The following is a 17,934-nucleotide window of genomic DNA, read 5'->3' on the forward strand; positions in this document are numbered from 1 at the left end:
GACCGCTCCTTAAAGCGAGTTTTGAGTTTTGAATTGCGCGAGGGTGAAGCCGTGGGTCGCGGCCAGTGCGCGGACCTGCTGAACTTGCTCACGGCTGATATCGCCGTAGGAGCCGTGCTGGCTCATGCCAGACAAGCCCATCAACACCGACTCGGCCATGCACGCATACAGCTGACCTTTTTTCAGGTAGGCCCGCACGTTGGGCGCCAGGCCGTCGTCGAACGGCGTCTGGACGATGCCGCCGTGCATGTAGAGCACGTCCTCGCGTTGGCTCGGCATGTCTTGATGAACGTTCAGCGGCACGGCGATATCGCAAATAACGCTGCGCTCGGCGAAATGTTCGGCGCCGAGGAATGGCTGAGGCGCATTGGCCGCGCACAGGACAACCCGTGCGCCCTTGAGGGCGTCGAGATCGTTGGTGACCGTGATGAAAGCGTTCGCGCCAAGGCGCTCATCCACCAGACGGGCGATGTGCAAACCGAGGTCGGCTTTTTGTCCATGTGAGGGCAACAAGTCACAAAAACCATCAAGGCTCAGCAGTCGCTGCGCCAAACGGTCGTGTTCGGCTGTGCCCTTGAGGATCGAACGGGCCGCGTCGGCGTAAATCAGTTGGGCAGTTTTCTCCAGGCGCCGAATCGAGCCGTCACGACCGCTGCCAATCAGAATCAGGTGATCGACGGTGGCGGACAGCACCGAGGCATAGGTCGAGGCAACGTTACCGGCGGCACCGACAACGGCAGCGGTTTGCTCGCGCAGTGCCAGGCCTTGCTGTACACAGCCTTGCTCGATGGCTTCGAGCCCCATGCCGATGGTCAGGGCATTGCCGGACGTCAGCGCCATGTCGGCAATCTTCAGCGCCTGACAATTGTTGGTGACGATCGAGGTGTACATTCCGAGGCCGGCGATGCTGCAGCCGTCGGCGCGGGCATCGGTGACACGCCTGCCGACTTCGTCGCGAATGCTGTCCAGGTCACCGCTGAGGATGTACTCGGCCATGGCATCCGAATCCATGCACAGCGGGTACAAGGTGAACTCCACCGCCATGCCGAGGCGCGACCGAATGATCACAGGGCCGACTGGCGCAGCGCGGCGTTCAGGCTTGGTGCGGTTGATGAACGTGCGTTTCTGTTCCGGGCTCAGGGCTGCCAGCGAGGGATCGACGTCACCGAGGATATCGGCATCGATCAGGTGGTTGATGAACGCTACCCGGGCGACGACTTCGACCTTGGCATCGATTTTTTCAACGGGCTCGGCCACCCGAAAATCGTCCTGACGGGCTGGCACGGCGGGAATCGAGTCCGCGCAGATACCCGCCGCCAACGGCAACGCATCGCCACGGCGCAGCATGTCGCAGACCCGTTGCAGGGCACCGATCAGCCCGTCGATTTCGCCCAGGGTGATACAGGCTGGCGGCTCCAGGCGAATCACGTTGGAGTTGCTGCCCGAAGGTGCTACCCGCAACGCTTCGAATTGCAACAGGTAGCCGGCGATCAAGTAGCCCAAGGCATCGTTGTACTGGGCCGACGCCTGTACCAGCGAGCTGCTGACACTCAGGTCGTGCAGTTCCAAACCTACCAGCAAGCCGCGCCCGCGCACATCGGCGATCACATCCGGATAGGCCATCTTCAGTTCATTGAGCGAGGCTTTGAGGTAGGCGCCCTTGGTGCGTATGTCTTTGAGCATCGCGTCGTCATTGGCGAACAACCGGCGCAATGCCGACAGCGCGATATGGCAGGACGGATCGTCCTCGGCGAAGGTCGAACTGTGGATGTAGCTGAACTCGCCCTCGTAGTGGCTGCTGCGGATCACCGTCGCGGCGATTTTCATCAAGCCGCCGCCGAGGGCCTTGGACAGGCAGTAATAGTCGCCTTGCAGGTTGAACTGGCTGCTGGCAAGAAACGTCCCGGCGCGACCAAAACCCGACTGCACTTCATCGACCACCAGCGGGCATTGTTGCTCGTTACACAGCTTGCGCAGCCCCAGGTAGAACTCGGCCGCGAACTCGTTGATACCGCCTTCGCCCTGAATCGGCTCCACCAACACGGCGGTAATCGCGCTGAACGGCAGTTTCAGCACGTTCAGGTGTTCGCCGTCCCATTGCAGGCTCAACCAATGGTGCGTGTGCCGGGCCGGCAATTCCTGCAACTGATGGGGCTGCTGGGGGTCGATGAACTCGACGTTCAGACCAAAACGGGCAAACGGCGCGCGGTACTGACGGCCATAGGTCAGTTGCACGGTATTGACCAATTTGCCGTGGAAGCTGCCGCGCAGGGCGACGAATACCGGTTCGATGTGCAACTGCGCCAGGTTGTGTTGGCGAACGGCTTCAACCACCTGGCGCAAGGTCACGCTGTTCAGGGTGGCCGGCAGGACACCTGCAGGCAGGTCGAGGTCGGACACATCCAGCTCGCGGTAGGCGCGTTCGCTGGCGGTCAGGTTGGCCAGGGTGAAATCGATGTCGTCAAACTGCTTTTGCAGGTTCTTCTGGCGACGGAACTCCGCGTGCTTGACGGCGATTTCCACCGCTTCGGCGCCACTGTTGGAGAAAGTCGAAATATAACGTTCGGTGTTCTTCAGTTCGCGATTGAAGGCGTCGCTGAGCTCTCGCCCCAATTGCCCGGCCGCACCGCGGATCGACATTTGTGCGTTGAACGGCACGTCGCTGCGCAGCAGCCCACATAGCTGATCGACAAACTGTGGGTCGTTGTGGCCGAACAGTGCCGCACCGTAACCGCCGAGAAAGTCGGTGACCGTGACCATGTCGCCCTTGGGGTTGCGGTAGAACAACTGGCTACCGAGGGCGCGCTGAAACTCACACTCCAGGCCCAGTGCCTGGAGCAGGCCGACGAATTTGGGCCGAACGAAATCGCGATAATCCATGACTGTCATATCCCTGAAAGTAAAAAATAGGCGGTAGTCAGCGTCAGTCTTGAGTGACCTTTGCGCTGTAGAGCACTTGATAGGCGGCGCTGAATCCGTTGTCGTCGCGGTTCATCACCAGGCAATGCTCAAGGCTCGCGGCGTGGGGCGCGCCCTGAATAAACGGCAGGTTTGCCACTGGCTGCTGCAAACCGGCAATCGGCGGCACGCTTTGGGCCTGCAATGCGCAACGCGCAAGCATCAGATCCACCAGGCTCGGCGCCGCGCTGAGAATGCCGTTGATCGCCAACCCGCTGGTGATGTGCGAGGCGCGCGCAAGGGCCAGCGTCTGGCACAACACGCTGTCTTTGTGCGCATCGCCGGTGCCGCTGCACACCAACAGATCGGTTGGGCTGTCGGGCAGGCTCAAGCGACCGAGGGTGGCATGGGCCGTCATGTCGGCGAGGCACGCCTGAGGACCGGCCGGCAGGTCTTCGCGCCGGCGCAGCACCAATGCTGCCGCGCCCTCCCCGGCAATGCCGCCGGTGCCCCGAAGGTCAAACGGCAGCAGAGTGTTCGAGCCGTTGGCGCTGATGACTCCCGCCTGGACCAACCCGGACAGCGCCAGGGCATCCAGCTCGCTGCCCGCACCGACAATGATTGCCGCATCAATCCGGCCATCCTGCAAAGCGGCCGTAGCCTCACGCAAGGCTGCCAGGTTGCCGGCGACACCTTGCATATAGGCGTTGCACTCACCCACCAGTTTCAGCGCCAGGCTGGTGACACCCAGCAAGCAGTTGCTCAAGCCTTTGAGCACCAGAAAAGGGTCCTGGGCACGGTCTTGCAGGATCCGTCTGGCGAACGCCGCCATGTCGGCGACGCCGTCCTGCCGACAGCCGAGCAACAATTCGGCATAGGATTCCAGAGACGGATGGGTGTAGCCGCCCTGACAGCAATACAAACCGAAACGGACATCCGGCTGCTCATCGGCCAGGCCTGCTTCTTCCAAAGCCTGACGTACCGCGCTGACACCCCAGATCACTGCCGGCGTGCAGTAACGCTGAAGGTTTTGCGCAAGGTCTTGTCGGCTGCGTTGGTGGTCCTGATCCTGAATTTGCCCGAACGCCACCACGCGTTCGCTGCTGAACCGTCGGGCGTTCAGCGCCGTAATTGCGCTGCGCCCTTCGTTCGCAGCCGCCCAGAAAGACTCGACACCCCAGCCACTGGGCAACACGCAACCCGCACCGGCAATCGCGATAGCCTGTTTCATCGCGGCACCTCCCGGTACTTGCCCAGCGCCAGTGAAGTGTTGAGCCCGCCGAAACCGAAGGAGTTGCTCAGGGCAACGTCGACCTTGCGCTTGACCGCTTGATGGGCGCAGTAGTCGAGGTCGCATTGTTCGTCGGCATCATGCAGGTTCAGGGTCGGCGTGACCCGATCATCCCGGCAGGCCAGGGCCGTGAGCATGAACTCCGGTGCTCCGGCGGCCGCAATCAGGTGGCCGAACTGGGATTTGTTGGCCGTCACCAGCAACCGCCGATAATGTTCGCGCTCGGCGAACAGGGTCTTGATCGCCAGGGTTTCGGCGGCATCGTTGAGCGGTGTCGACGTACCGTGGGCATTGATCAGATCGACCTGTTGCGGCTCCAGCCCTGCATCCGTCAGGGCCATCTGCATCGCCAGCACCGCTCCCCGGCCCTGCGGGTCGGGCGCGGTGATTTTGTAGGCATCCAGGCTGCTGCCGAAACCCAGCACTTCGGCGTACGGCGTTGCCCCTCGGGCGAGCGCCCGTTCGAGGGTTTCGAGCACGACAAAACCACCGCCTTCACCCGCAATCAAGCCACTGCGATGGCGGTCGAACGGCCGACACAGTTCGGTGCCCCAACGCTGCTCGCTGCTGGCGGCGCCGAGCAGATACAGCGCGGTCATGGTGTCCAGGCTCAGCACCGAATCGGCGCCCCCGGCAATGGCCAGCTCGACCTCGCCGCGACGGATCATCTGGAATGCATTGCCGATGGCCTGGGACGCTCCCGCGCAGGCGCTGCTGATATTGATCACCGGGCCTTCACTGCCGATACCATCGGCAATCACCCGCGCAAGGCGGTCGTTGCTCTGACACAGTGAACTGTCAGGATCGACCTGCGCCTGTCGCGCCATCAATTGAGCCCAGGACGGAGCCTGCGCCGGGTTATCCGCCAGGCTGAGCAGCATGTCCTGCAAACGATGAGCAGGTGCGCCGGACGCTGACAATACCGCCGCGCCACGCAACTGTTCGGGGCTCAGGCCACTGTCGGCAATGGCTTGGGTGGCCGCGACCCAACCAAAGCGGGTGCGTTTTTCCAGCGACAATCCCCAGGCCGGATGGTCTTTCAAGTGTGCCGGCATCAAGCCCATATCCACGGGCGCTGCGTAACGCACGGGGAACGCACCCGCCTCGACGCCTTCCGGTTGCCATGGCCGAATGCAATGCTCGCCGGCCAACATTCTTTGCCACATGGACTGCCACTCGAAACCGAAGCCGGTGACGGCGCCCATGCCCGTGATCACGATCCGTGTGGGGCTCATGGATAACTCTCCATTGTCTCTGTGTCCGACGACGTTCTGGCCAGCAGCACCGCGCCCCAATGCCCGCCTCGGCTATGTTCGAGCAACAGCGTGTAACGGCTGCCATCCAGTGCCCAGGTCACAGCGATTTCGCTGAGCAAGGCGCTGGCGCCCAGGTCACCTACCAGCGCCTTGGAGTGTTCGAGGGTGTGCCCCGATAGGGTAAACAACGCGGCAATCTGCGGATCCTGTGCATCGGCGACGACTTGCCCGACATCGCTGAGGCACAGTTTTTCGTTGCTCAAAGCGCGCTCGATGACGTCGCGACCAACCGCCAGCCCACGCTCGGGTTGCGCGCTGTAACCACGGGCAAACCCGGCAATGCGCAACGCAGATTGAGCACCGCTGCCCGGGTTGGTCGTCAGCAACAGTGCCGCAGCACCTTCGCCGAAAACCCACGGGCCGGGGTTCACAGGTGGGTGTGTAGCGTCACGCAGGTACAACGCCGGAGTGATGTTCGGGCTGCTACTGACGACGACGGCAGCATCGGCACGGCCTTCGCTCAGATGGGCGGCGGCCTCCATCAAAGCATCCAGCCCGGCATTGCCCTGGGAGCAAAAACCGCCCATGGGCCCCTTGCAACGCAAGGCCTCGGCCGCGTGGGCCATGACGCTGCTGTTGAGCATCATCAACGCATGCAGCGGCGGTGTGTGGGCAAAGAACTGCGCCAACAGATCCGCCGGTTGTGCGCCAATGGCCTGCACTGCATCCCAGCACGAGCTGGGGCCATCCACTTCCGGAATGGCAGCGGTCAATGCGATCCGCTCATCGGGCAGTTCCAGACCACGCAAGGCCTCGGCGAGACGGCCGGCGCAATACAGCAGCCGCGCGCCCTGAGGCTCGAGGCTGCGGGACAGTTTGCGGTCGTACACACCAGCCGGCAAGGCGGGCGCTGTGACACAACGGGCCAGGCGTGCCGGGTCGAAATCCAGCGGTTGCGCGGCCTGAGGTTGACTGTCACGAGGCGCACATTCAGTACCGGCGGCGTTGAGTACCGACGCTGCAGTGATATAAACAGCAGTTGAATTGGATCTGGTCATGTCATGCCCTGCCCAGCACCAACGAACTATTTACGCCACCAAACCCGAAGGAGTTTGAGAGCACGACATTGATCGGTTGCTGCAACGGTTCGCAAAGGAATTTCAACTCCGGAAATTCGGATTTTTCCGGCTGAAAATTGAGGGTCGGCAAGGCCACGCCCAACTGGATGCTCATCAACGACAGCACCGCCTCAATGGCACCACTGCCGGCCAACGAATGCCCTACGGCAGATTTGTTGGCGGTGAACGTCATCTGCTCCAGGGTTTCGCCGAAGAGCTGCGCCAGGCCCAGGGCCTCGCAACGGTCATTGGCCTGTGTCGACGTACCGTGAACATTCACATGGTCCACAGCCGCACTGGGCAGTTCGGCATCGGCCAGGGCCGCGGTCATGCAGGCGGCGTACTTGCTGCCATCGCGGCTGCTGGAGGTGATTTTCTCTGCCTCGCACAGATTCGCGTAACCCAGCACCCGGCCCAGCGAACAGGCCTGACGACGCTCGGCATGCTCGCGGGATTCAAGCACCAACAGCGCCGCCCCTTCACTCAGCACAAAACCGCAGCGGTCCGGCATGAACGGCCGGCTCTGTTCTTGTGGGGAAAAGTCCACTCGCTGGCAGAGTGCGCCCAGCCCATCAAAGCTGTAGTAGGACAATTCATGGGCCATCAACTCCACCGCGCCACACAACGCCAGGTCGATCTCGCCACGGGCGATCGCTCGATAGGCGCTGCCGATGGCCATGGTGCCGGCGGCACAGGCATCGGAATGTGTGGAGATATGGTCACGTACACCCAGCCATTCGGCGAGATGGCGGGTTTGCTGATCAACCCGCCGGGCAAACGCCCCACCGCTGAAGGTGTGGTTATCCAGGTACTGGTCGAGATCGACCCGCCCCTGATCGTCCATGTAACGGCTAGCGTCCCGCAAATCACCGCTCACGCAATGTTTGTTGGCCCCGACAAAAATACCGCTGGCGACTCGGGCAAATGCGCCGTCGGCCAACCCGGCATGGGCCAGCGCCTGACGGGCCACGTAATGCGCCAGCCATTCCTGGCGGGAGGTGGTCTGCAGATCGCCCGGAAAGGCCGCCGCGATGGCCTGCCATTGTTGCTCATCGATAAATCCGGCCGCCGGGTTCGCAAAACCCAGTTCGACAAACGCCGGGTGCCGGCGAATGCAGGAACGGTTTTCGCTGATCGTCGTGAACAGCGAGCCCGCATCCAGTGCCGTGGGAGCCACCAGGCCATAGCCGGTGACCAGAACCTCTCGGGCCTGCATCAAGGCAACCCCTACGCCGAAGCTTTCAACTGGGTGGCCGCGTACTGCTCAACCAACAGACGCGAGATCGAGTCACCGTCCAGAGGGGTCAGGCGAGCACTGCACCCGCCACACACCACTTGTTTGCGTTCATTGAGTTGGGCATGAACCGCGCCACACTCAGGGCAGGCCTCGGGGAGGTAGTTGAAAACGTTATGGCATTGCTGCGCCCAGTTACGCACGGTGGTGGCCGAGAAGACATCGCCCGGCTGCATGCCCACGTGCAACTGGCCCGGCGCATAAGCGCTGAGGCTCTGCTCCAGCAAGGCCACGCCGTCCTGCGTGATTCGGCCTTTTTCGACAAACCGGGTGGCGTCGCCGAACACCGCTACCGCGTGATCCAGCACGCTGGTTTTCGGCAAGGTGCAACCGTACTGACGGCCCAACTGGAAGCTCAGGTCGACGATGTCCAGCGAGTCGGCGCCGAGGTCGTCAACGATACTGCTGTGCTCTGCCACGTCGGCCTGGTCCAACACCAGCAACTGCGCAAGAATCTCCTGTGTACTGCTGATAACGCTGTCCAATTCCAAGGGATTGTTCATTGATTGTTTCCCTACAAAAGCCGCATTGAATGAATAAATTCATCGGGCCAAAAAATGCTGTTTTCAGGCCAGATATATCGAGGGCCGGGAGTCTAAAGTCTCCCCCTAAGGGGAGAGTCAACGTGCCATCATCGCTTTTTGCGAGAAATCCCGACGCGCCTTGGAACCTTTGATTTATGCAGCTCAATGGTGCTTGGAGAGGGATCGTAAAATGACAAAATCGATTGTTTGAAACAGCACGATAGTTCCAGAAGTGGGATATAACCGTGACCGCAAACACCAGAGGCATCATGCGCAGCGGAACGGTTTTCTTCGAGGCGTGAATCTCGTCGATTAGCAGGTTATTGCCTGCGTTCACCGGCTTGCCGATCAAGTGATAAACCAGCCCCACTGCAAAGCCGGTCAGAGGCAACAGCCAGATGGCCCAGCGGTGGGTTGCACGCCATTGGGCCGCGTGATCGAGGGAGAACAGAAGCAGCGCGGATACTGATCCCGCAAGAAGCGCTACGGCGCTGGCAAGCACCAGCCATAGGCTGCTGGAGTATCAAAGGGTATTTTGGGGAAAATTTTTCTGATTCCGGCGTTTCTCATGGGCCAGGGCCTTTGGAAGTTGACTACCCATGTCATTCTCCGTAGATGGACCAACCTTACTCCAGCCCTGCTCGCTGAATATCACCTGATGACTCATACCCCGGCGTCCAGCGCCACGTCGGCGCGGACAGGTGTTCAAAGAAGAAATCGGAAACAGCTCTGATCTTCACTGGCCGGGTTCGCGCAGACGGTGTCACGAAATACAAGCCGCCCCGAGTCATACTCCACTCCGGCAAGATTCTTTCCAGGCGCCCATCCGTCAGATACTCACTCGCGATGAACTCAGGCAGTTCAGAGATCGCCATCCCTTCTAGCAGCATTGGGATCATCGCCTCCGAATTAGTGACACGCAAAGGCCCGGTAGGCACGACATCCTCTTCTACTCCAGATGTATGCGTGAATCTCCAGACTTGCGTCCGAGCACGGTAGGCGTAGCTAAGGCAAGGCATACTTGCAAGCTCTCGGGGGTGCTTTGGCCTTCCGTGCTGATTGAGGTAGGCCGGTGAGGCGACAAGAAACTGAGTCACGGCACACAGTTTTCTAGCCACCAATGAAGAGTCGGGCAATGCAGCGATCCTCAAGGCCGCGTCAAAGCCATCCGCGATCAAGTCGACCGAAGCGTCGGACAAATGGAGGTCTACCGAGAGCTCTGGATACTGCCGAATGAGTTGGGGCATCAAGGGCGCGACCCATCTCAAGCCGAACGACATGGGGATCGCGAGGCGAACCAGGCCGCGAGGTCGAACGGAGAGCTCCATTGCCTCGCCTTCCACCTCTTCGGCCTGTCGGTAGATTTCCCCAGCCCTGCCCGCCATGCTCTGACCGAACTCGGTCAATGAAAGTTGTCGAGATGTGCGGTTGAACAGGCGCCCCCCCAGTCGCTCCTCCAGCCGTGCTACCGCCCTGGACACTGTGGGTACTGAAACGCCCATGACTCTGGCGGCGGCTGCGAACGAGCCCTCCTCGGCTACCTTGGCAAACATCGCCAACCCTTCAAAATCCGGAAGTTTGCTCATTTCATTTCTGCAACGATGAGTTTCCAACAATTCTATTTTGGTTTTTCCCGGTCGTCGATACGCTTCTCCCAACGCAACATCGCAAACACCGGAGATGATCATGACTGGCAAGCTTGAAAACAAAATCGCAATCGTGACTGGCGGAACCTCGGGCATCGGCCTGGCGACCGCCAAGCTTTTTGCTCAACAAGGCGCACGAGTATTCATCACAGGGCGCCGCCAGGCGGAGTTGGACAACGCCGTCGCACAGATTGGCAGCGCGGTAGGGGTTCGAGTGGATTCTTCCAAGCCGGACGAACTTGATGCCCTGTACCAACAGGTGGCTGCAGAGCACGGGCGAATCGACGTGTTGTTCGCAAACGCAGGGGGTGGCTCGATGTTGCCTCTGGGAGACATTTCTGAAGAACATTACTACGACACTTTTGATCGTAACGTCAAAGGTACGCTGTTCACGGTTCAGAAAGCGCTGCCACTTCTGGCTCAAGGCGCTTCAGTGATTTTGACCGGTTCCACTGCCGCCAGCTCGGGCACACCCGCATTCAGCGTGTACGCGGCCTCCAAGGCTGCAGTGCGTGCCTTTGCCCGTAACTGGATCCTCGACCTTAAAGATCGCAACATCCGGGTCAACACCATCAGCCCCGGCGCGACTCGCACCCCGGGTCTGGTAGACCTCGCCGGGCCGGACGCAGCTCAGCAGCAAGGCCTGCTGGACTACCTGGCATCGCAGATTCCCTTGGGGCGCGTCGGCGAGCCTGAAGAGATTGCCAAAGCCGCTCTGTTCCTGGCGTCCAGCGACGCCAGCTTCGTCAACGGGGCCGAACTGTTCGTCGACGGTGGCCAGGCGCAAGTCTAACGAGTAAAGGCCGCGACAAATGCGGCCTTCCCTCACTGTTTGAGGGAGCCTGTCAGTGTCGTCTCGACCGTTCTATGGACATTGCACTTTGCCTCGAAACATTAAGAAACATCTTTGCTGGAATTTAAGTTGTACGACATCCTATCTACTGTGATCGACTACGCTCCGCTCTCACAAAAAAAACAATGGAGTCACCATGTCGAGCATACCTTCTGTCGAGGGGAAAACTGCCGTAACCCCTCAAAATCGCCTGTCAAAGCTGATCAAATTGCTTGGCCCCGGCGTCATCGCGGTTCTGTCGTGGCTGGGGGCAGGAGATCTGATAACCTCATCTGTCGCCGGGGCGAACTACGGTTACGCCATGATGTGGGTGCTGGCCGTTTCGCTGTTGCTCCGGTACCTGATCGTAAACATCATCGCCCGCTTCCAGCTGTGCAATAACCAAGGGATGACCATTCTGCAGGGCTATGCGCAGCTGCACCCGGTGTTCGCCTGGTTCATGTTGGCCTATGCCCTGTTGATGGGGCACCTGATGAACGCCTACATGATCAAGGGTGCGGGTGAAGCGCTTGCGATGTTGCTGCGGATCGACTACCCACTGCTGTGCTCCATGGCCGTGGTGCTGGCCGTGTGGATGCTGGTGGGGCGCAACATCTACGCAATGATCGAAGGCGTCATGAAAGTACTGTTGGCGGTGATGACCCTGGCCTTCCTGGCGCTGGCGGTGATGTCCGGCCCCGACGTGGCGGGTATCGTCAAAGGCACCATCGGTTTCAGCATTCCAGCCGATGAAGGCGTTCACGGCGCACTGCTGGTAGCGGTATCGGTGATCGGTGCCGTGGCAGGTTCGGTAGCCAACTTCGTGCACCCCTATGTCATGCGTGAAAAAGGCTGGGTCGGCCCGCAACACAAACGCATCCAGCGCAACGACCTGCTGTTTGCGGTATTCGTCGGTATCGTCATCAACCTGGCAATCTGGATCGTCGGCGCGGAAATCCTGCGGCCCAACGGCATCGAGGTGAAAACGCTTGGCGACCTGGGCAAGGCGTTGGAACTGTTCTTCGGCCCAATCGGCTGGTACATCTTCTTCGTCGGCGTATTCGCCACCTTGTTCGCCAGCATTTCTGGCAAGACCACTGCGTTCCCCATGCTGATCACCGACGCTTTCCAGCATGTGAAGCCCGAGCGGCGCGAACGCTATGGAAAGGAATTCCACAACGACCCGATGCACAAATGGTTCATGTTGTTCATCCTGGTGACGCCACTGGCCTGGTCGATCCCGGGTATGCCCGACTTCGTGACCCTTACCATCGGTGTCAGCGCGCTGAACATCATCGGCCTGCCGGTGATCTCGCTGGGCCTGCTGATCATGTCCAACCAGAAATCGCTGCTGGGCAAGGCGTACCGCAACAACTGGTTCGAAAACATCGCGCTGGCCTTCGCCACTGGCCTGGCGCTATGGGTAGCCTTCCAGCTGGCAGTAGACCTTATCGCCTGAAGGTAACGCACAGCCCTGGCTCAATGCTGGCCGGGGCTGACCGGCACTGCGCCTCTGCCTGATACCGGCGTGACCGGTATTTTTCTGCCTGCATTCCATTACGCAGCGTACCACCGGACTTGTTGGTCTGAACTTTACGACCCGCCTTGGCTTCCCCTGCATATCCATCACGCAAAGATGCCTAGCAGAAGGCTGACATTTTCGAGATCTACAGGGGTTCGCAAAATGATCGATCAAGCGACAGGTATGAAATCAGGTGAACGCTATCGCGTGGAAAACGTGGAGCGGGCACATCAGTTCCCAGGCTTCTTCCAGGACGGGAAGTACTACCTCGGCCCTGAGCTTCTGACCGCCGTGGGTTGGATCGAGGGCAAGCGTTTCATCTACGACAGCGTGGATGCCGAAGGGGAACCCGTGTTTCCGAACCGGGAGGCTGGCACGGTTGAAGGGCTGACGTTGACCCTGGTCGACGGCACCGCTCTTGAAATCTCTCGGATCGAAGCCAGCGAAACGATCGCGTCAGTTGACGACCAGACTACGTCTGGCAAAGAGCGGGAATCGCCCCGAGAGGGCTATCCGGGCAGAGGGCCGCTGCGCGGCAAAGTCGTGGTCATCACTGGTGCTTCCAGCGGTATCGGCCGTGCCGCCGCGCACGCATTTGCCTGCAAGGGTGCTCGTTTGGTGCTTGCCGCGCGCGATGAACAAGCGTTGTTCGACGTCCTGGACGAATGCACCGACTGCGGGACGGATGCCATAGCGATCACGACCGATGTCACCCGCAACGACCAGGTGCAAGCGCTGGCCGCGCAGGCAGCAGCATTTGGCCGCGGACGGATCGATATCTGGATCAACAACGCTGGCGTTGGCGCGGTCGGCAATTTCGAGGAAACTCCACTGGAGGCCCATGAGCAGGTCATCCAGACTGACCTGATGGGTTACCTGCGCGGCGCTTTTGTAGCCCTTCCCCTGTTCAAGGCCCAAGGCAGCGGCATCCTGATCAACACACTGTCACTGGGCAGCTGGGTGGCCCAACCCTATGCAGCCGCGTACTCGGCTAGCAAGTTCGGCTTGCGTGGCCTGACCGAGGCGCTGCGGGGGGAATTGACGGAGTTTCGCGATATCCACGTGTGCGATATCTATCCGGCCGTCATGGACACACCGGGCTTCCGAGACGGCGGCAACTACACAGGCCATGCGCTGACGCCTCCGGGCCCTGTATATGATCCCGAACTTGTGGCGAAGGCCATGGTGGCCTGCGCAATCTCACCACGCGCTCACACCACGGTCGGTGCCACGGCCCGCCTGGCGCATCTGGCCAGTTACCTGGTACCAGGTCTGCCTCTGTTATCGGGGTGGCTGACGCGTCGGGGAATAAACCGCAGTCCCAAAGCCGAAACATCATCTGGCAACCTCTTTGAGCCGCCGAGTGGCAGGAGGAGTATCGACGGGGGTTGGAGGAAGTCAAAAGACAAGACGCCTCTACTGATCGGCGCAGCGGCGCTTGGAATGATCGTAGGTTTTGCAATCACCCATTCACGACGCAGGAGCTGAACGACCGTGCCGTCAAACTCGACGCAAGTCAGAACCCTCCCAAAGGTTGGAGAACAAAGCTCTGTGGCGCCACAGTCGCCCGCACGGGTTCTTTCGCGCAACCCGTCGGGACGAGCAGAAAGCAGTGGAGCAAACGCCCCCCTGCCTGACGTCCGAGTTGAACACAGACTTTCCTGTGTGACGACATGAGGTGAAAGATCATGGCTGACAACCAATCCAATCGTGGCCACCAAGGTGGTACCGCACAGAACAACCCAGGCAACTTTGCCAATGACCGTGAGAAGGCATCGGAGGCAGGTCACAAAGGCGGCCAGAGCTCTGGGGGCAATTTTGCCAACGACCGTGAGCGCGCCTCCGAGGCAGGACGCAAAGGCGGACAGAACAGCCACGGCGGCGGTCGTGGTAGTGAAAATCGCTAACTTGAAATGAGTTCGGCCAGGGTGCACGGCGCCCTGGCTTTTTTTCAGATTGAACGCAGCGGCCACCAGACGTGCCGCGTCGGTTTCAAACTACACCGAAGCAGTGAGCCGCCCCTTCCACGCTTCGTATCTGGCAAGCAGCGGTTGAACGCTCAATCCGTGCAGCAGAATGCTTAGCGCCACCACCGATAGAACCAGGTTGATGCTCTGCGCGGCTGACGTGGCAAGCAGCCCGTGATTGAGGGCGTAGAACAGATAGTAGAAGCTGCCGATTCCTCGAATGCCAAACCATCCCAATAGCCCACGCTGCCGGATATCCAGCATTCCTCGAGCCGGGAACAGGAGGATGCTCAAGGGACGAATCAGCAGGAAAAGCGCTGCGGCTACGATCAAGGCCCGCCAGTCCCAATGCTCGATGAGTACTACCCCGAGCATGGTCACCAGAAACACCTCCATTGCCCGTTCGATCAAGCTGCCGAAAGCCAGCATATCCCCCAACATGATGCCTGCTGCCACCTGCGAGTCGTCGAGGCCTTGCACATCGCCTTTGACGGCCATCTCCGGCGCCACATGCTGGTGGCCTACCACGGGCTGTACCAGATGTTCAGCAGCCGGCTCTTCGGGGCCATTGGAGGTCTGAACCTCTGCCTGGCGTAAACCGAGGCCAGCAGCGAACACCGCTAAAAACCCATAGGTCTGAACCGACTCGGCGCTCACGTAAGCCAGCGCAATCAGGGCAAGGGCCAGGTAGTCATTGGGCGACACGGTACTGTCGTCGTTGCGCAGTCGCAAAAAGAGCGTGAGCTTGCCCAGGCCGCGCCCCATCCAGTAACCAAGCAACAGGCCTGCGGTCACCGCCCACAGCATGTCCTTGAACAACCAGTCACTGAACCATGCCTGGCCGGTATCCTGCTGAAGGAACAACCCGAGGATGACGAAGGGGAACGCCACGCCATCGTTGAGCCCTGCCTCGCCAGACAAGCTGAAACGCACCGGATCATCATCACGGGCATCAACCACCTGTACCAGGGTGGCAAGCACGGGGTCTGTGGGTGCGAGTATCGCCCCGATCAAAACCGATATGCCCCACCCCAGGTTCAGGCCATGATGCAGCACCAGCGTTACCCCACCGATGCAGACCAACATCACCGGCCCCGCCAGGTAGAAGGCGCCCCACCATCTGCGGTCATGCAAGGGCAGGCGCAACTTCAAGCCACTGAAGAACAGCGAAAACAGCACAGCGACTTCGGTGAGGTGCTCCATCCAGCCGCTCGCCTTGCTCAGGTCCAGATGAAGAAAACCCAACCCCGATGTGCCCAGGCCGATACCCAGGGCAAGGCACACCACGGACGAAGTCACAGGGATCCATCGCAGGTAGGAGGATGAGAGCGCCAGTAGCAGCAAGACGGCGCCCAGCATGGCGAACCAGACGATGAAGGTCATCTGCGCACAAGCCTTGAAAGAATTTTCGACTACATTTTGGACTTTCTGGCGAAACAGGTCGTTCCGCTGCATTTGCCTCCATCGGAGTGGCAGATGGTATTCCACATGCGGACGCAGTCCCGTACTGCACCCTACCCCCCAGACAAACCAGACCCACCAGCGAATGAGCGGGCCAACCTCAGCTGAACGATGCAGTTCGGCGCATGCAGAATGCCCTCACCCCTTCATCAAAATCACTGCTGGTGCTCAGGCGCACAAACGTTTCCCGCTCGTTTTCCAATGCAATGGGCAGCCCATCAAGCAGACCATTGCGCAACAGCGCCTTGGCGCCTGCCTGGGCGGCGCTTGCACCAGCGACCAGACGGCCAGCAATGCGCAGGCCTGTTGCCTGCAAATGCTCGCTGGCCACTACGTCCATGATCAAGCCAAGCGAGCGAGCCTCACAGGCCGTCAGTGATCCATTGAGCAATGCAAGGGCCAAGGCGCGGTGCAGGCCAAGTTGGCGCGGCAAATGCCAACTGCCACCGCCGTCCGGGGTGATGCCGATACCACCGTAGGCATAGTGCAGGCGAGTATCTTCACTGGCGATCAACAGATCACAGCTCAACGCCAATGAAAGCCCGAAGCCGGCAACGGCGCCATTGAGCAGCCCCAGCACAGGGCACGGCAACCTGGTGATACCAAGCACCGCTTCGTTCACAGCGCCGACCAGTTGTTCGACACCTTCCATGCAGGCTTGCTGCTCCCCCGCGAGCAACTGGCGGAAATGTTGCACATCACCGCCCACCGAAAAGTGCTCAGCGCTGCTACGCATCACCACTACCTTCGGCGGACGCGCTGCCAAGGTTCGAACTGCATCAAGCAGTGCAGTTGCCATCGTGATATCGAAACTGTTGCGACGCTCGCGGTTTCCCAGGGTCAGGAAGGCAATTTCATCCTGCCGCTCTACATGAACTTGCATGTTCACCTCGCCTGTCCGCGTTTGGGCCGCATATTGCTGTCGAAATCATCCAGTGACGGAAACACCAGAGGTGGACGCTCATCGAGCGTCAGCAGGTGCTGACGGTATTGTTCGAGGTACTCATGTCGAGCGTCTTCGCTGATGTACGGCACATGAAACGCGGCGAATGGAGGTAGTACCGACAAACCTACGTAGCCGAGCACGCCACGCTGGATGGGCCGCAATAAAGTTTCCAGTTCGCCATGAATCGCATCCGGGCCGAACATGTGCGGCTGCCCTCCCAGCGAGAATGCCAGCATCGCTTGCTTGCCCTTGAGCCCGCCGTGGTCGTAGATGCGCTTGCCGCCATAGCAGTAGCCCGAGACAAACACTCGGTCGATCCAGCCCTTGAGGATGGCTGGCATGCTGAACCAGTAGATGGGGAAATTGAGGATGATGAGATCGGCCCAGCGAATCTTGTCCAGCTCGCCAGCAATGTCAGCGGCCAAAGTCCCACTGCTGACGGCATGACGCTGTTCAAGGGCGTAGACCAGGTAATCCGAGTTTGCACGCTCCCGGAAGTCTTCGGCACTGGCCACCGGATTGAACCGCATGGCATACAGGTCCGACATCACTACACAATGGCCCTTGTCCTCCAGGACCTCTGCTGCCAGCCGCGCCATGGCGCTGTTGAATGACCGGGGTTCGTTGTGGGCGTGGACAATCAGAACGTTCATGGCAACTCCAGCAGTTTGACACCGTTGTACTTGAGGAAGAATTCGTCGGCTTTGCGCACTACATCGCGATAGCGCCCATTCAGGGCCATGCGCATCATGTCCAGCTGCAGTTGCTCCTGATCGATCATGTAATCGAGAAAGCGCTGTGCGCCTGAGGGGCCCGCTTCGCGCAGCCTTTGCAGCCAGGCAAAGTACTTCACGGTCTCACGATGGACCAACCGCAGCAGCAACCCTTGCAGAGGCCGCGGGACAGAGGAAACCAGCCATGATTTCCAGCGGGTGAACAGGCCAGGGGCCGTGTCCAGCCCCCACAACTGAGCTGCGGCTTCGTAGCGTGGCTGGTTGAAGGTTTCAAGGTCGGCGTAGGTTTTCCAGAACGGGTGCGCTGGCTGGCCCTGCAGGCGTGTGGCCATGCGCCTGACTGCAGCCCTGGCGAAGGCGCGGTTGGCCAGCTCGTGACGGAAGCCCTTGATGAATGTGCCTGACGGCATAGAGAAATCACCATTACTGTTGGTCGAGAATCCGA

At 60.2% G+C, this 17,934-nt stretch carries 16 protein-coding genes; 4 read left to right on the forward strand and 12 right to left on the reverse strand.

Annotated features, from left to right (window positions below):
- Positions 1-9 precede the first annotated feature (9 nt).
- The 8 genes from CAG22_RS16125 to CAG22_RS16160 all read right to left on the reverse strand — a co-directional run bounded on the left by CAG22_RS16125 (position 10) and on the right by CAG22_RS16160 (position 9,967).
- Complete coding sequence (locus CAG22_RS16125; RefSeq protein ID WP_085705779.1) at positions 10-2,880, reverse strand: aminotransferase class III-fold pyridoxal phosphate-dependent enzyme; 2,871 nt, start codon at positions 2,878-2,880, stop codon at positions 10-12.
- Positions 2,881-2,923: 43 nt separating this feature from the next.
- Positions 2,924-4,129 (reverse strand): beta-ketoacyl synthase N-terminal-like domain-containing protein, encoded by a 1,206-nt coding sequence (locus CAG22_RS16130; protein ID WP_085588305.1) that lies wholly within the window; start codon positions 4,127-4,129, stop codon positions 2,924-2,926.
- Complete coding sequence (locus tag CAG22_RS16135; RefSeq protein WP_085588303.1) at positions 4,126-5,424, reverse strand: beta-ketoacyl-[acyl-carrier-protein] synthase family protein; 1,299 nt, start codon at positions 5,422-5,424, stop codon at positions 4,126-4,128. The genes CAG22_RS16130 and CAG22_RS16135 overlap by 4 nt, the downstream gene beginning before the upstream one ends.
- The gene (locus CAG22_RS16140; protein WP_170929312.1) at positions 5,421-6,347 is read right to left on the reverse strand and encodes a beta-ketoacyl synthase; all 927 of its coding nucleotides are present in this window, start codon (positions 6,345-6,347) and stop codon (positions 5,421-5,423) included. Before CAG22_RS16140 ends, CAG22_RS16135 begins: the two co-directional genes overlap by 4 nt.
- Before the next feature lie 157 nt (positions 6,348-6,504).
- Positions 6,505-7,779 (reverse strand): beta-ketoacyl-[acyl-carrier-protein] synthase family protein, encoded by a 1,275-nt coding sequence (locus tag CAG22_RS16145; protein ID WP_085705780.1) that lies wholly within the window; start codon positions 7,777-7,779, stop codon positions 6,505-6,507.
- An 11-nt stretch (positions 7,780-7,790) separates the two neighbouring features.
- The gene (locus CAG22_RS16150) at positions 7,791-8,360 is read right to left on the reverse strand and encodes an acyl carrier protein (RefSeq protein ID WP_085588299.1); all 570 of its coding nucleotides are present in this window, start codon (positions 8,358-8,360) and stop codon (positions 7,791-7,793) included.
- Complete coding sequence (locus CAG22_RS28760; RefSeq protein WP_256582437.1) at positions 8,251-8,883, reverse strand: hypothetical protein; 633 nt, start codon at positions 8,881-8,883, stop codon at positions 8,251-8,253. The genes CAG22_RS16150 and CAG22_RS28760 overlap by 110 nt, the downstream gene beginning before the upstream one ends.
- 124 nt (positions 8,884-9,007) lie before the next feature.
- On the reverse strand, positions 9,008-9,967 hold the full coding sequence (locus CAG22_RS16160) for a LysR family transcriptional regulator (RefSeq protein ID WP_085705781.1): 960 nt from the start codon (positions 9,965-9,967) through the stop codon (positions 9,008-9,010).
- 100 nt (positions 9,968-10,067) lie between these two features.
- Between CAG22_RS16160 and CAG22_RS16165 the strand changes: the two genes are divergently transcribed.
- The 4 genes from CAG22_RS16165 (at position 10,068) to CAG22_RS16180 (ending at position 14,288) form a co-directional block, all read left to right on the forward strand.
- Positions 10,068-10,820 carry an SDR family NAD(P)-dependent oxidoreductase gene (locus CAG22_RS16165; protein WP_023662722.1) on the forward strand — a complete coding sequence of 251 codons (753 nt, stop codon included), beginning with the start codon at positions 10,068-10,070 and terminating at the stop codon, positions 10,818-10,820.
- 196 nt (positions 10,821-11,016) lie between these two features.
- The gene (locus CAG22_RS16170; protein ID WP_085588295.1) at positions 11,017-12,318 is read left to right on the forward strand and encodes an Nramp family divalent metal transporter; all 1,302 of its coding nucleotides are present in this window, start codon (positions 11,017-11,019) and stop codon (positions 12,316-12,318) included.
- 225 nt (positions 12,319-12,543) lie between these two features.
- Entirely contained in the window at positions 12,544-13,869 is a 1,326-nt protein-coding gene (locus CAG22_RS16175) for an SDR family oxidoreductase (RefSeq protein ID WP_085691885.1), read from the forward strand.
- A 200-nt stretch (positions 13,870-14,069) separates the two neighbouring features.
- Complete coding sequence (locus tag CAG22_RS16180) at positions 14,070-14,288, forward strand: general stress protein (protein ID WP_085691886.1); 219 nt, start codon at positions 14,070-14,072, stop codon at positions 14,286-14,288.
- A 90-nt stretch (positions 14,289-14,378) separates the two neighbouring features.
- Here CAG22_RS16180 and CAG22_RS16185 read toward each other — a convergent pair whose 3' ends face one another.
- From CAG22_RS16185 to CAG22_RS16200, 4 genes are all read right to left on the reverse strand, one after another.
- Positions 14,379-15,731: a sodium:proton antiporter gene (locus tag CAG22_RS16185; protein WP_085705816.1), complete on the reverse strand. Its 1,353-nt coding sequence runs from the start codon at positions 15,729-15,731 to the stop codon at positions 14,379-14,381.
- Positions 15,732-15,909: 178 nt separating this feature from the next.
- The gene (locus CAG22_RS16190) at positions 15,910-16,692 is read right to left on the reverse strand and encodes an enoyl-CoA hydratase/isomerase family protein (protein ID WP_085705782.1); all 783 of its coding nucleotides are present in this window, start codon (positions 16,690-16,692) and stop codon (positions 15,910-15,912) included.
- Positions 16,693-16,694: 2 nt separating this feature from the next.
- Entirely contained in the window at positions 16,695-17,408 is a 714-nt protein-coding gene (locus CAG22_RS16195) for an NAD(P)H-dependent oxidoreductase (RefSeq protein WP_085705783.1), read from the reverse strand.
- On the reverse strand, positions 17,405-17,899 hold the full coding sequence (locus CAG22_RS16200; RefSeq protein WP_085705784.1) for a hypothetical protein: 495 nt from the start codon (positions 17,897-17,899) through the stop codon (positions 17,405-17,407). Before CAG22_RS16200 ends, CAG22_RS16195 begins: the two co-directional genes overlap by 4 nt.
- Positions 17,900-17,934 lie beyond the last annotated feature (35 nt).

The sequence above is a fragment of the Pseudomonas sp. B8(2017) genome, from assembly GCF_002113575.1.
GTDB lineage: Bacteria > Pseudomonadota > Gammaproteobacteria > Pseudomonadales > Pseudomonadaceae > Aquipseudomonas > Aquipseudomonas putida_Z.

What these genes read in the sequence shown, in the direction of transcription:
- CAG22_RS16125 (WP_085705779.1), bottom strand. Translation starts at nt 2,880, where the DNA reads ATGGATTATCGCGATTTCGTTCGGCCCAAATTCGTCGGCCTGCTCCAG.
- CAG22_RS16130 (WP_085588305.1), bottom strand. Translation starts at nt 4,129, where the DNA reads ATGAAACAGGCTATCGCGATTGCCGGTGCGGGTTGCGTGTTGCCCAGT.
- CAG22_RS16135 (WP_085588303.1), bottom strand. Translation starts at nt 5,424, where the DNA reads ATGAGCCCCACACGGATCGTGATCACGGGCATGGGCGCCGTCACCGGC.
- CAG22_RS16145 (WP_085705780.1), bottom strand. Translation starts at nt 7,779, where the DNA reads ATGCAGGCCCGAGAGGTTCTGGTCACCGGCTATGGCCTGGTGGCTCCC.
- CAG22_RS16150 (WP_085588299.1), bottom strand. Translation starts at nt 8,360, where the DNA reads ATGAACAATCCCTTGGAATTGGACAGCGTTATCAGCAGTACACAGGAG.
- CAG22_RS16160 (WP_085705781.1), bottom strand. Translation starts at nt 9,967, where the DNA reads ATGAGCAAACTTCCGGATTTTGAAGGGTTGGCGATGTTTGCCAAGGTA.
- CAG22_RS16165 (WP_023662722.1), top strand. Translation starts at nt 10,068, where the DNA reads ATGACTGGCAAGCTTGAAAACAAAATCGCAATCGTGACTGGCGGAACC.
- CAG22_RS16170 (WP_085588295.1), top strand. Translation starts at nt 11,017, where the DNA reads ATGTCGAGCATACCTTCTGTCGAGGGGAAAACTGCCGTAACCCCTCAA.
- CAG22_RS16175 (WP_085691885.1), top strand. Translation starts at nt 12,544, where the DNA reads ATGATCGATCAAGCGACAGGTATGAAATCAGGTGAACGCTATCGCGTG.
- CAG22_RS16180 (WP_085691886.1), top strand. Translation starts at nt 14,070, where the DNA reads ATGGCTGACAACCAATCCAATCGTGGCCACCAAGGTGGTACCGCACAG.
- CAG22_RS16185 (WP_085705816.1), bottom strand. Translation starts at nt 15,731, where the DNA reads ATGACCTTCATCGTCTGGTTCGCCATGCTGGGCGCCGTCTTGCTGCTA.
- CAG22_RS16190 (WP_085705782.1), bottom strand. Translation starts at nt 16,692, where the DNA reads ATGCAAGTTCATGTAGAGCGGCAGGATGAAATTGCCTTCCTGACCCTG.
- CAG22_RS16195 (WP_085705783.1), bottom strand. Translation starts at nt 17,408, where the DNA reads ATGAACGTTCTGATTGTCCACGCCCACAACGAACCCCGGTCATTCAAC.
- CAG22_RS16200 (WP_085705784.1), bottom strand. Translation starts at nt 17,899, where the DNA reads ATGCCGTCAGGCACATTCATCAAGGGCTTCCGTCACGAGCTGGCCAAC.